We start from the raw sequence: 14,350 nt of genomic DNA, 5'->3' as shown, positions 1-14,350 counted from the left end.
CTTCATTATACTCACTCCAGTTCGCTATCTTCTTCTTCGACTTACCCATAACAACACCATGCTTCTACTACATGGGATCAGATCGCAGGACTGAGAAAAGGTTCCAACTGATTTAGTCAACAACGCCGCGTCAACCTACACCACTACCTATTGTTGGAATAGAATCTGAGCTTTTCACCTAAATTTTTATTTATTACAGCGTCACAAAAGCTCACTTCAAATACGTCTCAAGATAAAAGCTTCTAACCTCCTCATTTAGCCAAAGCATTACGACTTTTGAGTCATTTTGAGTCAAAAGCAAGAATTCCCCTTTGGGGCATCTGTCAATATTATTTGAATAAAAAGCCGCTTTTATCTTCAAGAAGAAGTAATCTGTATCTCGATACCCAATTCGCTTGATTAGTTTTATCTTGTTGTTTACCCCTTCAAGTATGCAGATATTTAACGGATAACTTGCCGATGCGATAATGCCTTGAAGACAAAGAGGCTTTGTTGCGTAATTAGATTTAGAGATAAAGCCATCCCATTTCGTGTATTTCTTAGTCAATACGACAAGTTTCAGGTATCCATATGGACTCTATCACCAGGGACTGGGCGCTCTTATCTTTGGAAATCTTTTTTACGTCGACGAGTTACAATCGGTTTAACAGAAGCTTCTGATAAAACTTTATGGATAGTTGCTGTGCTTAGGTGTACTTGGTGAAGTCGGATTAGCTCTGTTTGTAAGCGCCTCGCACCTAAGTTGCGCTTTTTGCGCATCTCATGATCTTGGCATCTGGAGAAGAATGTGAGCGTTTGCTTTGGCTTTCGAGACCAGCGATTCCATTCAGCTGATATTGCTTCGCCCACTTACGTAATGTTGGTCTAAAAATACCACATCGTCGACAGACGAGGCCTACGCCTGCATCACCACATTCCTCATACATCTTTACCCACTGTAGTCTTTGCTGAATTTCCCTGGCCATACGCATCCAGTATAGTTGAAAGGATGTCTATAAATCACACGGTTTATTTCAATAACTAAACGGGAATTCAAAGAAGCAATCGAGAATTTTTGCACTGTGCCCCTTCCCGAGCTCCCAGACTCTTTAGCGCCTCGAACAAATGATAACTTGAAGGTGGTCAAGCCAACACCTTCAAGTTAATTGAGTATATATCGCTTCCGATTAGCTTTCTTTGCCATACAGCGGAGTTTCTAGTTTTTGGTCAGATGCCAACAACTCTTTGTAGTTCCACTCACGCTGATACCAGTCGTCGCCCGTGTATTTAAACACCATGTCACCAGAATTTAGGTTGTAAGTGATCGTGTATTCTGTAGCATAAGTATCCATACCATCTTGAGGTCGGTAAGTAGCCTGCTGTGGTACTTTAAATGCGGTACCCTCTACCGACATCATGGCATGTTTAGGTGAGCTTGTATTTTTAATTTGTGAAAGAAAATACTTAGCAAACACGTAGCGCTGCTCTGAGTCGGTATTACCCGCTCCTAGCTGAAACTGGCTACCATAACCACCAAACTCTTTTAGCTGTTTAGACTTCTCAATCCAAGCTTCATTCAGAACTTTTTGATTGCTATTTGTTACGACCTGAGCGTCATCGCCACGGTAAATATTTACACCATTATCATCATATTGAATCACGGCGCGATCACCAGAGACGTCAGACACAATATAGTGCCAACGTGGTGGCTTTTCCATACCCGGAATTGCTGTTAAACCCACTTCAATATCTTTAACACTATCAATAACTTGTTGAACATTATTAAAGTTTGCTAGAAAGTAACCCGCTAATTCATTCTGGCTTAAGGTATTCTCATTACCTTTCTCCATTTGCATATCACCGTAGTATTGAATACTTGAGTGTAAACCGTGTTCATTAACGCCTTCACCTATAAGTTTGCCATATCCCCCGATGGCCAAAAAGCTGTTCTTGACCGTGTACTCTTGCTCACTCGTACCTGTACCATGGAAGTTGCGTTTTTCACCCGCTGTTACTTTTAGCAATAATGGCTTGGTTGACTCCATCCAGTCCATTGTACGCGTTACTATAACCCCCTGCGGGCTATCCCAAAATACGTTAGAACATGCCTGAGTTATAGTTGGAATTGAGATGGAAGAAATAATACAAGTCGTTAAAAATGCTTTATTTAGTTGTTTGTTCATAATAGTTTCCGATATTATATTAGACGTTAATTTTTTCGTTAAATTGAATATAACTCTTTATATGGCCAAATAAATTGAACAGGGTTAAGCATTCAACACAGATACCCACCAAGTAAAACGTTTGGCCTATTAAGCCAAATCTATAGGTAGTACTTAAAACCCAACTCAACTCTTGAACCATTGGACCACCCATAGTCATGATTAGAAATCATCTGAGTCGATTCTTGATGCTCGTAAGTTGTAATCAGCCACAACCTTTGGCTATCTGTAACTGGTGTCCCAACTTGGAGCTTAAGCTTAATGCTTTCACGATTTACCGAACCACCCGACACGTTCATGTACTCTGGAAAAAAGCCAATGTAAGAGCGATTTTCCGCGATACGCCTAGTTAAGTATAAGTTTGCAAGTACACCATCCACGCTTTCGCCATACATCTCCCCCTTCGCATAAGCTAAGTTTGGGAACAGCATAAATTTGCCTGTGTAAATAGGGTTAATCATGCCAACAATACCTGCTGACACGATACTCATGTCATCACCGACGTGTTTTACTTCCGGTAAACGACTATGTATCGCATCGATTGAAAACCCGATTTTTGGTAGGGAGGTCAAAGAAGTATTCATTACATGAAAATACTGCAGTCGCGCATTGTTATAGGCAGTACCATAATCTTCATCGTGAAAATCGGCATCTCCAAAAACAACGTCACCATAAAATAAGAAATTGTCCCCGTTAGAGTGGCTGCCAGACAAAGAACCAAGTAAACGGATATTGCTATCACTATCAATGGTAGTTCCGACTTGGGTATAGACTTTGGTCATATCGCCTGGGTCAACAACCTCTTCAGCGGCAGTCATTGACGAACTCATGGCTGCGGCGACTACAATGCCTAAACCAGTTTTTGTAATACGCACATTTTACTCCTGTTTTAAAGTTTACTGGAGCATTCTATTGATAAATTCATCAGAGTTTAGCGCGAGCCATCCCATCTTGATTCTGTAGGCTAACTCAGCCAATCCATTGGCCTGTTAAGCAAATTAAAAATCAAACCATTTGCAATTTATATTGGTTTTATAATTAAATTATTTATTTGTGAAAATATGACCGTCATTTAACTTAGCTCAATTTTTTATAAAGCAATTCAAACGATAATTGTTTGGTAGTTTTTAACGGTAGGATAGTCATGATTAGAAAGTATAGACAAGATCAACGTTATTATTTTCATTACGGTTGGTTCAATCTTTTAACCCAAACGGCACATCACTATGGCATAGATTTAGACTCAATCGATAGTTATCGCGAAATGCTAGTCTTAGGAAAAGATAACCCAGATATTCGACTAGCTAGAGAACTTCAAAATGAACTGATTAAACAATCTCGATACGATTTCTCTATCGATGCGGCCAAATACGTCACACCTTTTACCTTTGGCAGTTTCTCGGTCGCCCTATGGTCGGCGCCTACCTTACATCAATGCTTAGAGCTTCTTTGTGAGCATTTCATTATACTTACACCGCAGGCTGACATATCTCTCCATCAAATTGGCGAAGTGACTGAGCTTTGGATCACCAACAGTCAGACTCCTGAGTCCTACTCGATCACTCAAGTCGGTATTTCATTAATGGTATGCGTTATTCTTGAAATATTGCGTCAGTTAAATAAGGGGGAAGTGTTACCTTGCCGCATATACGCTCCTCATCATAACTATTCAAAAGATCTCGTTGATAAGTTTTGCCAGACCTATCAAGTGTCAAGTATCGAAAAAAGTCCAATCAGGAAAATTACTTTTAAGACACAGCAGTTACAACAGCCATCACCTTTCGCGAATCCGCAACTTTTGGAACATAACCTTACTTGGATACAAGAGCGCACCGCTAAATTGAACCTGAACGATATCCGCTTACAAGTCTCTCTCGTACTTGATGAGCTTCCGACGCTACGTAATGTTACTTCAACACTAGTTGCACAAAAGCTATTTACCAGTCCTAGGACCTTGAACCGTAGACTTTCCTATGCTCAGACCAACTTCAAGGCAATACTCAATAATTACCGTTTACAAAAAGCACTGACGCTTCTGCAAGACCCCGATAACAACATGACCGAAATTGCATTCCAATTAGGCTTCTCTGAATTGAGTTGCTTCACACGAGCGTTTAAGCGCTGGACAGGAGAGGCACCGAGTTCAATTAAGTGAAGGGATGAAAGTTCGGTTTTGCCTGCAGTTCTATCCTGGTTAAATGCTCTCTCGATTTTTAGCTAAGTCAAATAGAACAAATAACATGAGCAGATACAATCATGCTTCACCCGTATTTTTGAGATGTCAATATCATATAGTGTTGACACCAAAGTTCCGATTACGATCTTGAAAAATAATATAGGGAAATAAGTTTATTGGTATATAAATGTTTACTGTAATCAACATGGATACGAAGTCGTTGAATGGCTTTGTTGCGTAATTCAATGGAACTAAATCCAGAGCCTACGATCTGATCAGTTACATCCACTATCTCTCGTAGCCTCATGCCTAAACCTCTTTACAAAACAACCAACTGGAAGCAATACAACCAATCACTCATTAATCGAGGCTCTCTGACCTTTTGGATTGATGAAGAGGCGATATGCGGGTGGGTGCAAAGCAAACAGAATAAGCGCGGGAGGCCACGTCGATTCAGTGACTTAGCTATCACGACAGCGCTCATGGTAAAACGAGTTTTTTCTATGCCACTGAGAGCGCTGCAAGGATTTATCGACTCGGTATTTAGACTTGCCCATGTTCCATTGAGTTGTCCACATTACACCTGCATCAGTCGTAGAGCCAAGCAAGTTGAGGTCTCATTTAAGACTAAAACGAGAGGAGCGATACAGCACCTAGCCATTGATGCGACTGGCTTTAAGGTTTATGGCGAAGGTGAATGGAAAGTCAAAAAACACGGGGCAGATGGCAAGCGGAGAGTTTGGCGAAAGCTGCATATTGCAGTCGATACAAGCACTCACGAGATCATTGCAGCCGAGCTAAGTTTATCGACGGTTACAGATGGAGAGGTCCTCCCGAACTTACTGAGACAAACACGCCGAAGTATCCTTGAGGTGTCTGGTGATGGCGCTTACGACACGAGAGCGTGTCATGCTGCTATTAAGATTAAGCGAGCCGTTGCGCTTATTCCCCCACGAGAAGGGGCAGCCTTCTGGGAGCGCGGTCATCCTCGAAATCTCGCAGTGGGTTGCCAGAAGTTATACGGCTCAAATAAGTATTGGAAAGAGCGGTATGGATACCACAGACGTTCACTCTCAGAAACCGCGATGTATCGAGTTAAACAGTTACTAGGAGGGCGATTGAGCTTAAGAAATTACAATGCGCAGGTGGGTGAGACTTACGCGATGATAAAAGCGTTGAACAAGCTCACTGGGTTAGGGATGCCTGAAACTTGTCGTATTGACTAAGAAATACCCGAAACGGGGTAGCTCTATCTTTAAATATAATTACGCAACAAAGCCTCGTTGAATTAAACGTTCAGTTGACCACGTACACTTGGTAGTAAAATTCCCACCTAAGCTATCAACATCCATGTCGATGGGAGTATTGAAAGGAAAAATAGCTTTATAACTCTTCAGTAAATTCCCATATTTGAGGAGAAATAAGCTCTTAGGTAACCACTTTTGGCAAAGGGGCTGCTTTGTCGATAACATAGGGATTAATGAAGATATCATTCGACGTTATGTAAGGGACATCAAAAGAAGAAAGAGCGCGTGAAGCTACAATAATTAGCGTGGGACTAAACAAAGGCCCCCCTTTTAGGGGACTCACACACAACCAGCTTCTTTAGAAGGTGGTAATTTACTCAAGACTAGTCAATCAGCTCTATGGTGGTCGCAAGCCCATACTTACCGTTACGTTGCTCCATTATGTTTATTAACGTCCCAATGATACGCGCGCCAGAGCATCCAAGCGGGTGTCCGAGTGAAATGGCACCTTCATGAAGGTTAACTTTATCTTCTCGCGCATCCCACAATCCGAGATCTTTTAGACAAGAGATAGCTTGAGCTGCAAAGGCTTCGTTAACTTCCGCGTAATCAATATCTTCAATCGACAAGTTGGATTTTTCGAGCGCTTTCAGAGACGCAGGAACCGGCCCATAACCCATGATCGCAGCCGGAACACCTGCCGTTGCGCACGCAAGCACTTTGGCTCGAGCCTGAACACCAAGCTCTTTCGCTTTCTCCTCACTCATAACCAATAAGCAAGATGCACCGTCCGACAAAGCAGAAGGTGTGCCCGCAGTCACACTGCCTATTGGATCAAATACCGGCCGTAGCAGACCTAGTGACTCAGTCGTTGTTTCGGGACGAATCACCTCGTCATCTTTAACTAAAATCGGTAAGCCGTCTTGATCATGACCTAAAACTGTTACGATTTCATTGTCGAATCGCCCTTCGAGAATCGCTTGATGTGCTAAACGGTGTAAACGGGCACCCAGTTCATCTTGTTCTTCACAAGAGATCTTGTGGATCTTTGCAAGCGCTTCAGCCGTTAATCCCATCATTGCAGAGGCTGAGCCATATTACGGTTATAGCTATTTAGGTTAATCCCCTTTGTCATAGGGACATGTCCCATATGCTCAACACCACCAACCATTACAATATCTGCATCACCAGCTTTAATTGCTCTTGTTGCCATATGAAGTGCGTCCATTGACGAACCACAAAGTCGGTTTACCGTGGTTGCAGTGCAGCAATACGTGCCAAGTTACAGCCCTGTTCTTCAGTTTGTTGCACACTACCCCACATAATATCATCAATTTCGCTAGCTGAGACTTTTGATTATCTCATTAACATACTAGCCATTAAGTGTGCGGATAGATCGTCAGGGCGAACATGACGAAACGCACCACTTTTTGAACGCCCCATCGGAGTTCGAATTGCATCAACAATTACTACACTTTTCATGGTTCTCTTCTCCTAATTATGCGTAAAAACTTTGGTTGTTCTCAGATCGAGTAATCAAGCCTTGTGGGATCTTGTATAACGAACTAAGTTTTTCGTATTGTTTCGCTGTTTCTACAAGTTTCTGTAGACCAAATTGATCCATGTAGTAGAACAAACCGCCGCGGAAAGGGGGGAAACCAGTACCGAAAATAAATGCGATGTCTCCTTCTTCCGCCGAATTGATAACCCCTTCATCTAAACACCGAATCGCCTCAAACATCATAGGTAGCATCATACGCAACTGAATATCGTCAGAAGAAAAGTCGACAGGTTGATGACATACTTGATTGAGCAACGCTTAACTCTCTTCACTTGCAGATGCTTTTATGCGGCCACGTTTATCATATTGATAGAGATAGAAGCCATGCTTGGATTTTTGACCGAGTAAACCGTTTACATTGTGCATTTTAATTAAATTCACTTTCGGCTTAGTAAGGCGTTGAGGGAATGCTTCATCCATAACATCAACACAGTGCGAAGCTGTATCAAGACCAACCACATCAAGTAACGTTGCAGGCCCCATCGGCCATCCAAAGCCTTTGCTCATGACTTTATCAATGAGCGCGATATTACCGCCATCCACAACCAGTTGGTTAAATGCGAGAGAGTAAGGCGTTGAGCAACGATTAACTAAAAAGCCCGCGCAATCATTGATCACAATAGGAGTTTTACCTAGTTGTAAGACGTAGTTTACCGCTGTGGCGATGGTGCTATTTGAAGTCTTCTCACCGCGAGTCACTTCAACCAATGGCTTTTTATGTACTGGGTTAAAGAAATGGATACCACAGAAGTTTTCTGGCTTTTCAAGCGAATACGCTAGTCCACCGATCATCAATGTCGAAGTATTTGATGCCATAACCGCATTCGGCGCTGATTTTTCGAGTTGAGCCAAGACCTTCTCTTTCACGATTGGGTTCTCAACGACTGCTTCGACAATTAGATCACTACCTTCCAACGTGCATTCATGTAACGTTGGAGTAATTCGATTAAGCACTTCGCCCATTTGTTGAGGCGATTTTTTACCTCGTTTAACTTGCCGACCAAGCAGTTGGCTGGCTTCACTCAATCCCAGTTCTAGGCCAGCTTTATTGATGTCTTTCATCACTACATCAAGACCTTTATCTGCGGTCACGTAAGCAATACCACCCCCATGATTCCAGCGCCAATCACAGCAAGTTCTTCGGTTTTTTCACCTTCTTTAGCGTGACGTTTAGCAGTCGACTTTACTACCATATCACTTAAGAACACATTAACTAACGCATCGACAACACCACTGTTCACACAAGCTAAGATAACTTGTCTTTCGACTGCTAGTGCTTCATCACGGTTCAACCTAGCGCTTTTCTCTATGTATCGAGAATAAAGTTTGGCGCTGGATAGTGAGGTCCCGCAGCCTTGGCAACCATACCGCGAGCCACATTGACTGACATCGCTAACTCGTAACCATTCATCGTTAATTCGTTATGCTTCTCTGTTTGCTTACTTTGCCAATCCAAATCGCCAGCATTTGCGCTGCTCAGTAGATCTATAGCTTGGTTAACGTACTTATCCGCAGCTCCAGTCAGAACACCATCGATAACATGATCAGCAAGCGCTTGCTGAGCTTTGAAGTTCTTGCCTGTCGTTAACCAGGTCATAACCGTATCTGTACCGATTAATCGCGGTAGTAGCGTTACCCCACCCAGGCATAATACCTAACTTCACTTCAGGTAAACCAGGCATGTATAAGCCATACTGTAAAGCCGTATCCGAGGCCGTCAATATCCCTGTCCTAAGGTCTGGGCGGATGGGAATCCTTTTACACAAGGTTGTTATGCCTATCATGAATTTTGTTTTAATTGAAAATTAAAACAAAATTCATGATAGGTTCATATAAATGCAATAAAATTCATTTTTTGATAAAGTAGTCTGCGCCAATAGTTTTAAACACTGAGTTAAATGTGGACAATCTACAATCACTAGCGAGGTGAACAATGGCAACTCAGAAAACACAAATATATTTTATTAGTTAATGATTAAAATTAGTTATAAATGGAGAGGTAATGAAAAAATTAATTGGTATCAGTCTTATATCTTTAGCGCTTCTTGGTTGCACTGATGATTCAGATGATAATAGTCCTACTGAGTTATCGGACCAATTTGAAGGTATATATATAAATGAATCTACTAATAATGTTAACTCAGCGATTATAGCAAATGATGACCAGGGGGATTTTCTTTTAATTGATTTTGTATCCAACATTATCTTTGTTCCTTTGTCGTTTTCACAAACTCCAAACTCGATTGATTATAACCAATACAAAGAAGGTGCTCTTGGTAGTTGGACTATTCAAACTGGTAGTTACGGAGTTGATTTTTCTGGGAATACCGCCAACAGTGAACAGCTAGGTGTAATCCTAAACAAAACCACCTCAGAGTCGTTAGTGAACATAGCTCCAGATTGGAATGTGGTAGGTAGTCATTTCACTTTCACGTCCTCTAATTCAATAACTTACAGTGGATATCTTGAGTTTGATTCTGACGGTTATTGGGAGCTTAATGATGACTTGCCATTTACGGATAGTTCAGGACAAATGGTGGCCTCAAACGCTGAGATTATTGTATTCATAAAATCAGGTAAAACATACTCTGTAATTTATGATAAGCAACTGAGTTCTGTGATTGCTATAGATGTCATTTAACAAAAAGAAAGTAGTCGTGAGTCGGGTAATCCCGATCAGTTAAGAGATTTGTGAGATTATTTGACAGATCCTCAAAAGGCTTCAAAATCCGATATTAGGAAACTAATATCGGATTTTTTATGTATTTAGAAAGCCAACTTGCGAAGTAAGCGCGTCATAATCCCTGCATTTTAATCGTCTAGCCCTAACAATAAAATCAACTCTCCAACCTAAAGGAGACTTGAAATGGCAAAACGACGCACCAACCAAGAATGGCAATCAATTCTCGAACGTTATGAGAATAGAGATATCACCCAACGTGCTTTTTGTGAGACAAATGGTCTGTACTTGTCGACTTTCCATGCAAAGCGTCAACAATTAAACTGCAAGCATCAAGATGGGGCCATTGGCTTTGTGCGAACCGAAATCGTCGAAAAGACAACAACATACCAGGCGGATCAGATAGCAACAGCCAACATGACACTTCTTGTCAACGAAGTTGAACTGAGCACCCCTCAAGGCACACCTGCCACGTACCTTGCTGAACTCATTGGGGCTTTATCATGAAGCGCATGCTCAGTGCTCCAGAGGTTTACCTTTACCGTGAGAGTGTTGACTTCATAAAATCCATTAACGGCCTTACCGCGATAATCGAAAGTAACAAAGAACTACAACTTGGCAGCGGTGCACTGTTCCTGTTTACAAATAAACAGCACGACAAAATAAAAGTACTTTATTGGGATGAAACAGGCTTCGTCCTCTGGTATAAGCACTTCGAAAAAGCCAAGTATAAGTGGCCTTAAAAAGAGAAAAATAAGGTGTTTACCCTCACCCAATTCGAGCTTGATAGACAGCTTTCTGGCTTCACGATTATCGGTCATAAACCCGTCAGAATAAACGATTTCAAAATGACTTGATTGATAATAAAGCCCTATATACCAAGCGTTAACGGCATAATTTTAGTACAATCATTACCATGAAAGGCGCCAGATATCACCCCAGAAAGTCAAGATATTGCCGAGCTACAAGCGATGGTGAAAGCCCTGATGGTCTCGCAAGAGCAGAAGGAATCACAATGGCAACAAGAGCGTTAATCATTACTTGAACAACTCAGGCTAGCCTTCGACCGTTAGTTCGCTAAACGTTCGGAGGCGTTAAAGCCTTATGATTAATCTCAAGGTGAGCTCTTCAACGAAGTGGAAATTGAAGCAGCTAAGGAAGAAGAGTTGAGGGGCGACAACCACCACAACGAAGAAACGCGGAAAACGTAAGCCACTTCCAAAGACCTTACCTCGTGAGGTTATCGAACTCGATTTAGGCGACCATGAAAAGCAGTGCTCTTGCTGCAACCATAGTCTGCATAAAATCGGGGAAGACCGATGCGAAAAACTGGAGTTCACACCTGCGGTACTCAAAGTACTGGAATACGTTCGCCCTAAGTATGCTGGCCGCCAGTGCGAGAAAACAGAAGACAATAGCCGCATCGTTCAAAAACCAGCGCCGCAAAGCATTACCCCTACAGAAAGCTTGCTAATATCATCCTTGGAAAATACCAATACGCATGCCACTTTATCGCCAAGAATCGCTGTTTACTCAGTCGGGTATCGAGCTATCACGAACCACCATGGCACGGTGGGTTATCCAAGTCAGTGAGAAGTTCGTACCACTCTACGCAGTCTGAAAGAGCACCTACTAGAGCAAGTGGTGGTTCAGGCGGATGAAACACCACTCAATGTACTCAAGGAAGATAAACAGCGTTAGATGTCACTCTACTGCTCGGGCGCAGACTCGCCAGAAGCTACGTTACCGAATGTAAAAAACATCGCCTCGTACGAATACCAGAACAGGCGCGCGAGGGCTTGCCCTGTTGCCTTCTTGGGTGACTATAGTGGCAATCTACAAATCAATGTATGGTGCCTATAATGGGCCTCACCAAGTGACCAATGTCGGTTGTTTGGCTCATGCACGGCGTAAGTTCATGGATGCTAAGAAGTTTCAAGGCAAAGGTAAGTAAGGTAGATAAAGCCCTGGCTAAAATCCAAAAACTCTAAGGAATAGAATCACGCTTAAAATGTACCTCTGCCGAAAAACGACAAGCAGAGCGTCAAACGCTCGCCAAGTCAATACTCGATGAGCTTTACGAGTAGATGACAACTCAGCAGGTGATGGAGTCGAGTCCGCTAGGCAAAGCTATAAAACACACGCTTGGTCAGTGGCCAAAACTCATTAGCTATATCGACGACGGTCACTTATCTATCGATAATAATCGCGCAGAGCGCGCAATTAAACCGCTGGTCATTGGCAGAAAAGCTGGCTCTTCTCGACCAATTCTAATAGAGCTGAAGCGAGTGCGATGGTTTATAGCATAGTCGAGACCGCAAAAGCCAATGGGCTTATCCTCTACGATTACATGGTCAAGTGTATGAAGGAGCTAGTGAAAGATAAGCCAGATATCGACGCACGACTACCTTGGAACTTCAAACACTAGCTATATCGACCCTTGGATTCATGGGGCGAATGCTTTTCGATCATGTAATACCTTTCATCACTTTGATAGATATTCTGACATTCTTAGCCCGGACCTGATTCAGCAATGCTTCGAACAAACAGGGGACGCAGTTTACCTTTATAGGCTGTACTTTGGTCCGTTGTAGGAGTGAGTCTTTTTCGTCAACAATCTATTTGGGATATCACTAACCAACTCGATATTGTCCTGCCAGACAAACAACGCTTTGTTGCGCCAAGTGCTGTTGTTCAAGCGAGACAAAGATTAGGCAAAGGAGGTGCAAGTATTATAGAAGATGACAGCGTATAGCTATCAGTCGTCTAACTTCGAAACTTGGTGTGGACTAAACCTTCTATCCGTCGATGGTGTCGTTTGGAGAACGACAGATACACCTGAAATGCCAGGTTACGCCGCCATGCTGAAAGGGTATGTGAGGGTTAACCCGTTTAAATGCATTCTTTGTGGGCACCGTTTAACGTTTCTTCGGTTTAGAGCAGAAGAGCTGCTGTCTGAGTTGGTCAATCATGCCCTGGGTCAATCGCAAATCAGATCAATTTAGACCTTTCGTAGGGTGAGTGTATCTAAAATTGCGAAAACAGACGGAAACTGTTCAATAAACACTCGCGTTGAAATTATTGGGTAGGAGTTAGGTCAGTCACTCACTCATTCTGAAGCGAATTAAGCCGCTACTAAAGGTAAGGAATCATTGAGGTCCCTTACCTTCAAGGGTGCATTGAAACTCATCGTGGATATCTAAAATACGGACGCCATCCACCAATATAATACTCTTCCCATAGTTAAGCATGAACTTACACTATAACCGCGCCCAACAGTTTAGTTAGTCTTTATTTCGATGATTGGTTGCTCTTTGCTTTCGTCTAAAGCAAAGCGCTTAATCTCTTTACCGCTAAAATTGGTATTCATAAGGTCGATCATGCGAATTTGGCGGTTATATTGAGTGTGGTAGTAGTATTTGAGGTTTGTTGCGTCCGCAGTTGTGGTCCACATCGTTGATGAACGAGCTTCCTTTAAGTAGTCTGGCGATACCGCCCCCCCCTCAGCAGAGCCAAGAGGGAGGTTGAAGCTATCTAGAATGCGGAATGATTCCAAAACCGCATCGCTGGCCGTTTTTGTTTCTTTGGCCGTTTGTGAGTACGCTACTGCGCGAATAAAGCGCGATGGAGGAGTGTAATCACCAGGAATACCCATCAAGTTTGTACCGCCACCGATATTCGTAAATTCATGACCGCTAAGGGTAAATGATGGATGTGCCTCACGTTGTAACTGAGGATAATTGCGAACGTTAGTCATGTGCCAATCAAATGATGGGCTATTGGTCATCACGCCAAGTGGGTTTTCGAATACTGATAACTCACCGTTTAAGTACTCAACAACGATTCGATTGTTATTAGCATCAACAACGGTCCAGTGAAGCGGCAAAGGGTAGCCCGAAAAGGCCTCCTCAGCCTTATCAACAACAATAATATCCTTTAGAGCCTCAGCCACTTCTTCGACCGTCTCAAATCGACCCAAAATGTAATTCGCTAGCATTTGAGAGCTGATCGCCTTGCTTGCTGCATCTGGGGTAAACTCCTGATATTCGGCAGTATTAGGGTGGTAAAGAACGCCAACAACGAGGCCCTTTTCATTCATTCCATCGGTAATAAAATCTTTATCAATAGCATCAATACCAACTATCCCGTATTGGGTTTGGAATCTTATCGCATTATAGCCATCAATTGACTCAGCGAACTTGTAACCTCTAGGAACTACAACAAGGCGAGAGTTGAGGTCAAAGGCTCCCCACTCCATTGTTCGACCGTACACAACCGCATCATCATTTGAGTTAAGAACAAAAGTAGTACACGCAGAAACCGAAGCCGATGTAATAGCCGCAGCTATTAAAGCAGTTTTAAATAATTTATTTAATGTCATGTTTGCCTCCAAAGGCAGAGTTGTTAAATGTGTTAGGTATATTTCTTAACTACTCCTTGCTCAACAAGGGATACAAAATGATTACCTACAATTCGGAGCTATTA

The 14,350-nt window shown here is 42.5% G+C and carries 13 protein-coding genes and 7 pseudogenes; 10 read left to right on the top strand and 10 right to left on the bottom strand.

Annotated elements, in window-relative coordinates:
• Positions 1 to 340: 340 nt before the first annotated feature.
• The 4 genes and pseudogenes from HGG78_RS16240 to HGG78_RS16225 form a co-directional block, all read right to left on the bottom strand.
• Positions 341 to 472, bottom strand: a pseudogene (locus tag HGG78_RS16240) (transposase); the annotation flags it as partial.
• A 131-nt stretch (positions 473 to 603) separates the two neighbouring features.
• Positions 604 to 965 (bottom strand): annotated as a pseudogene (locus HGG78_RS16235) (helix-turn-helix domain-containing protein); the annotation flags it as partial.
• Between the two features lie 201 nt (positions 966 to 1,166).
• On the bottom strand, positions 1,167 to 2,162 hold the full coding sequence (locus tag HGG78_RS16230) for a linear amide C-N hydrolase (protein WP_172533534.1): 996 nt from the start codon (positions 2,160 to 2,162) through the stop codon (positions 1,167 to 1,169).
• 140 nt (positions 2,163 to 2,302) lie between these two features.
• On the bottom strand, positions 2,303 to 3,076 hold the full coding sequence (locus HGG78_RS16225; protein ID WP_172533533.1) for a hypothetical protein: 774 nt from the start codon (positions 3,074 to 3,076) through the stop codon (positions 2,303 to 2,305).
• Positions 3,077 to 3,345: 269 nt separating this feature from the next.
• Here HGG78_RS16225 and HGG78_RS16220 point away from each other — a divergent pair, with 269 nt between their 5' ends.
• The 4 genes and pseudogenes from HGG78_RS16220 to tnpA (HGG78_RS16205) all read left to right on the top strand — a co-directional run.
• A complete protein-coding gene (locus HGG78_RS16220) occupies positions 3,346 to 4,356 on the top strand; it encodes a helix-turn-helix transcriptional regulator (RefSeq protein WP_172533532.1) in 1,011 nt (336 codons plus the stop codon).
• Between the two features lie 85 nt (positions 4,357 to 4,441).
• Positions 4,442 to 4,545 (top strand): annotated as a pseudogene (locus HGG78_RS16215) (IS200/IS605 family transposase); the annotation flags it as partial.
• A 137-nt stretch (positions 4,546 to 4,682) separates the two neighbouring features.
• Positions 4,683 to 5,603: an IS5 family transposase gene (locus HGG78_RS16210; protein WP_172533531.1), complete on the top strand. Its 921-nt coding sequence runs from the start codon at positions 4,683 to 4,685 to the stop codon at positions 5,601 to 5,603.
• A 73-nt stretch (positions 5,604 to 5,676) separates the two neighbouring features.
• A pseudogene (tnpA, locus tag HGG78_RS16205) lies at positions 5,677 to 5,924 on the top strand (IS200/IS605 family transposase); the annotation flags it as partial.
• 83 nt (positions 5,925 to 6,007) lie between these two features.
• Here the strand turns inward: tnpA (HGG78_RS16205) and fadA are convergent.
• The 5 genes and pseudogenes from fadA to HGG78_RS19015 form a co-directional block, all read right to left on the bottom strand.
• Positions 6,008 to 7,106, bottom strand: a pseudogene (gene fadA / locus HGG78_RS16200) (acetyl-CoA C-acyltransferase FadA).
• A 16-nt stretch (positions 7,107 to 7,122) separates the two neighbouring features.
• On the bottom strand, positions 7,123 to 7,440 hold the full coding sequence (locus tag HGG78_RS19030; RefSeq protein ID WP_254068238.1) for a hypothetical protein: 318 nt from the start codon (positions 7,438 to 7,440) through the stop codon (positions 7,123 to 7,125).
• 3 nt (positions 7,441 to 7,443) lie between these two features.
• Positions 7,444 to 8,277, bottom strand: a complete 834-nt coding sequence (locus tag HGG78_RS19025) for a 3-hydroxyacyl-CoA dehydrogenase NAD-binding domain-containing protein (protein ID WP_338326150.1) — start codon at positions 8,275 to 8,277, stop codon at positions 7,444 to 7,446.
• On the bottom strand, positions 8,274 to 8,477 hold the full coding sequence (locus tag HGG78_RS19020; RefSeq protein WP_254068237.1) for a hypothetical protein: 204 nt from the start codon (positions 8,475 to 8,477) through the stop codon (positions 8,274 to 8,276). Before HGG78_RS19020 ends, HGG78_RS19025 begins: the two co-directional genes overlap by 4 nt.
• 14 nt (positions 8,478 to 8,491) lie before the next feature.
• Positions 8,492 to 8,782, bottom strand: a complete 291-nt coding sequence (locus tag HGG78_RS19015; protein ID WP_254068236.1) for a hypothetical protein — start codon at positions 8,780 to 8,782, stop codon at positions 8,492 to 8,494.
• Positions 8,783 to 9,187: 405 nt separating this feature from the next.
• On the opposite strand from HGG78_RS19015, the gene HGG78_RS16190 reads away from it, so the two are divergent.
• The 6 genes and pseudogenes from HGG78_RS16190 to HGG78_RS19315 all read left to right on the top strand — a co-directional run.
• Positions 9,188 to 9,826 carry a hypothetical protein gene (locus HGG78_RS16190; protein WP_172533530.1) on the top strand — a complete coding sequence of 213 codons (639 nt, stop codon included), beginning with the start codon at positions 9,188 to 9,190 and terminating at the stop codon, positions 9,824 to 9,826.
• A gap of 225 nt (positions 9,827 to 10,051) precedes the next feature.
• Positions 10,052 to 10,372 (top strand): IS66 family insertion sequence element accessory protein TnpA, encoded by a 321-nt coding sequence (tnpA, locus tag HGG78_RS16185; RefSeq protein WP_172533529.1) that lies wholly within the window; start codon positions 10,052 to 10,054, stop codon positions 10,370 to 10,372.
• Entirely contained in the window at positions 10,369 to 10,608 is a 240-nt protein-coding gene (gene tnpB, locus HGG78_RS16180; protein ID WP_172533528.1) for an IS66 family insertion sequence element accessory protein TnpB, read from the top strand. The genes tnpA (HGG78_RS16185) and tnpB overlap by 4 nt, the downstream gene beginning before the upstream one ends.
• Positions 10,609 to 10,836: 228 nt before the next feature.
• Positions 10,837 to 12,293, top strand: a pseudogene (gene tnpC, locus HGG78_RS16175) (IS66 family transposase).
• A 168-nt stretch (positions 12,294 to 12,461) separates the two neighbouring features.
• Positions 12,462 to 12,620 (top strand): transposase domain-containing protein, encoded by a 159-nt coding sequence (locus tag HGG78_RS19010; RefSeq protein WP_338326149.1) that lies wholly within the window; start codon positions 12,462 to 12,464, stop codon positions 12,618 to 12,620.
• Between the two features lie 76 nt (positions 12,621 to 12,696).
• Positions 12,697 to 12,870, top strand: a pseudogene (locus HGG78_RS19315) (IS91 family transposase); the annotation flags it as partial.
• Between the two features lie 275 nt (positions 12,871 to 13,145).
• Here the strand turns inward: HGG78_RS19315 and HGG78_RS16165 are convergent.
• On the bottom strand, positions 13,146 to 14,246 hold the full coding sequence (locus tag HGG78_RS16165; RefSeq protein ID WP_172533527.1) for a linear amide C-N hydrolase: 1,101 nt from the start codon (positions 14,244 to 14,246) through the stop codon (positions 13,146 to 13,148).
• Positions 14,247 to 14,350: the final 104 nt, after the last annotated feature.

The organism is Vibrio aestuarianus, assembly GCF_012395185.1.
Lineage (GTDB): Bacteria > Pseudomonadota > Gammaproteobacteria > Enterobacterales > Vibrionaceae > Vibrio > Vibrio aestuarianus.
The sequence above is the reverse complement of the archived record's forward strand: the minus strand, read 5'-3'. Positions and strand labels throughout refer to the sequence as shown.